Below are 2,577 nucleotides of genomic sequence, written 5' to 3'. Positions count from 1 at the left end.
GGCTGCGGCCCCCCGGCATCCCGTGGCAACAAGGCGGTGCGCCGCCAACCCGCCTCGGCGCCCCGCTTTGTGACAGGTTTTCAGCGGCTTGCCCCGCCGTGGTGGCTGGGACGCGGGATCTCCCAGTACGCTCGTGGCATGGCCCCCAGCGATAGCCCAGAATCCCGCATGTCCGCAGAACTCGCCGCACCCTACGGTGCCGGCCCGTCCCCGGCCGTGCCGGCAGCGGCCGCCAAGCCTGCGGCCCGGATCCGCACGCACCACCTGCGCGAGGCGAAGCGCAACGGTGAACACTTCGCCATGCTCACAGCCTATGACCAGTACAGTGCCGAGATCTTCGACCAGGCCGGCATCGAGGTGCTGCTGGTGGGAGATTCCGCCTCGAACAACGTCTTCGGCAACGAAACCAGCCTGCCCGTTACGGTGGACGAGCTGATCCCGCTGTGCCGGGCCGTCGCCCGCTCCGCCCGTCGCGCCCTGGTCGTGGCCGACCTGCCGTTCGGCAGCTATGAGGTGTCCGCCCAGCAGGCCGTGGCCACGGGCGTACGGTTCCTCAAGGAGGGGCTCGCCCACGCGGTCAAGATGGAGGGCGGGAAGTTCTACGCCGAAACCGTCCGGGCCATGGTCCAGGCCGGCATCCCGGTGATGGCGCATATCGGTTTCACGCCGCAGAGCGAGCACTCCCTCGGCGGCTACCGCGTCCAAGGCCGCGGCGACGACGCGCAGGGCCTCATCGACGACGCCGTGGCGCTGGCCGAAGCCGGGGCGTTTTGCGTGCTGATGGAAATGGTTCCGGCGGCAGCGGCGGCTGCCGTGGATGCCGCCGTCGAGGTCCCCACCATCGGCATCGGGGCCGGCAACGCCACCACCGGCCAGGTGCTGGTGTGGCAGGACATGGCCGGGCTGCGCGGCGGGAAGATGGCCAAGTTCGTCAAGCAGTACGCGGACCTGCGGACCGCCCTGGCGGACGCCGCGAAAGCCTACGGCGAGGACGTGCGCTCGGGCCAGTTCCCCGGCCCGGAGCACTCCTTCTAGGCCTGCCTAGGCCTGCGTGGCCGCCTCGGGTGTCTTCAGCGTGCCCGTGTTCGCAACGGCCTCAGCCTGCGGCGGGCTTGGCGGCGTCGTCGTCGACCTTGATGGCGGACACCTCAAACTCCAGCGTGACCTTGTCCGATACCAGCACCCCGCCGGAATCCAGGGCGGTATTCCACTTGAGCCCGAAATCCTGGCGGTCGATACGCCGGGACCCTTCAAAGCCCGCTCGCAGGGTGCCCGTGGGATCCCGTTCGACGCCGATGAAGTCGATCGGAATCGAAATTTCTTTCGTGATGCCCTTAATCGTCACGTCGCCGCTGACGATGAAGTGGCCTTGGTCCACCTGGTCCACCCGGCTGCTCACGAAGGTGATCTCCGGAAACCGGGGGGCGTCAAAGAAATCGTTGGTCCGCAGATGCTGGTCGCGGTCCGCGTTGCGGGTGTCGATGCTCGCGACCTTGACGGTCAGCTCGACCTTCGAGCGTTCCGGGTTCTCCGCGTCCACGGTGATGAAGCCGTCGACGTCGTTGAAAGCTCCGCGGACCTTGGTGACCATTGCGTGCCGGGTCGAAAAACCGATGCGCGTGTGGGCCGGGTCGAACCGCCACTGTCCTGCATATTCGGGGCTGAGTTCGGCCATCTTGTGCCTCCTTGCACTACCGGTGGAGCCGGTATTCGGATGTATGTAAAGTCATTCTTGCCCACGGAAGACCGCTTTGGACAGTGCGGCCGGGCTGCATCCTAGTCGTCGTCGCCCTTGTCCCAGGCCTCGTTGCGGGCCTTGACCTTCTCGAGCGCGTGTTCGGCCTCCTCGCGGGTTTTGTAGGGGCCGATCAGCTGGCTCCAGTCGGACATCGCGTCTTCCTCGATCTCATGGGTGTTGACGTTGTACCAGTACTCGGTCATCGGCTCTCCTTCGCGGTTCCTGCTGCTGCCTTTTGCGGTTTCTCTTGTCCCGGCCCTACATTCCCCGGGCGCCGTATTCCCCAGGCTTTGCCCGGGGGCTTATAGAATCAATGTATGCCTTCTCTTACCTCGACTGCACCCATTGGCACCCTTGTCCCGGGAGCTGTGAGCCCCCAGCTTGCCGTGCCGGCGTCCATTCCGCGCCCCGAGTACGTCGGCAGGCCCGCTCCGGCCAAGTTCACCGGCTCCGAGGTCAAGTCCACCGAGACCATCGAGAAGATCCGGATCGCCTCGCGGATCGCCGCCCAGGCCATTGTGGAGGTGGGAAAGCACATCGTTCCCGGCGTCACCACCGACCAGCTGGACAAGGTGGGACACGAGTTCCTGCTGGACCACAAGGCGTACCCCTCCACCCTCGGCTACCGCGGCTTTCCCAAGTCCCTGTGCTCCTCACTCAACGAAGTGATCTGCCACGGCATTCCGGACAGCACTGTGGTCCAGGACGGCGACATCCTCAACATCGACATCACGGCGTTCATCGGCGGCGTGCACGGCGACACCAACTACACCTTCCTCGTGGGCGACGTCGACGAGGAGTCACGGCTCCTGGTCGAACGCACCGCGGAGTCCCTGCGC

Annotated in this window: 4 protein-coding genes; 2 read left to right on the top strand and 2 right to left on the bottom strand. The window is 66.1% G+C overall.

Translation table 11 applies throughout. From position 1 onward, the window contains the following. Positions 1-138: 138 nt before the first annotated feature. Positions 139-1,035, top strand: coding sequence for a 3-methyl-2-oxobutanoate hydroxymethyltransferase (gene panB, locus AB4Y86_RS16485; RefSeq protein ID WP_441403255.1), 897 nt, complete (start codon positions 139-141; stop codon positions 1,033-1,035). A gap of 61 nt (positions 1,036-1,096) precedes the next feature. Here the strand turns inward: panB and AB4Y86_RS16480 are convergent, their stop codons facing one another. Both AB4Y86_RS16480 and AB4Y86_RS16475 read right to left on the bottom strand, forming a co-directional pair. Next, positions 1,097-1,675 (bottom strand): YceI family protein, encoded by a 579-nt coding sequence (locus tag AB4Y86_RS16480; protein WP_441403254.1) that lies wholly within the window; start codon positions 1,673-1,675, stop codon positions 1,097-1,099. A gap of 101 nt (positions 1,676-1,776) precedes the next feature. Beyond that, on the bottom strand, positions 1,777-1,941 hold the full coding sequence (locus AB4Y86_RS16475) for an SPOR domain-containing protein (RefSeq protein WP_441403253.1): 165 nt from the start codon (positions 1,939-1,941) through the stop codon (positions 1,777-1,779). A 114-nt stretch (positions 1,942-2,055) separates the two neighbouring features. Between AB4Y86_RS16475 and AB4Y86_RS16470 the strand changes: the two genes are divergently transcribed. Then, on the top strand, positions 2,056-2,577 hold a 522-nt coding region (locus AB4Y86_RS16470), incomplete at its 3' end, for a M24 family metallopeptidase (protein ID WP_441403252.1).

The organism is Arthrobacter sp. 2YAF22_2, from assembly GCF_052114645.1.
Classification (GTDB): domain Bacteria; phylum Actinomycetota; class Actinomycetes; order Actinomycetales; family Micrococcaceae; genus Arthrobacter.
This window is presented reverse-complemented; position numbering and strand designations above follow the sequence as displayed.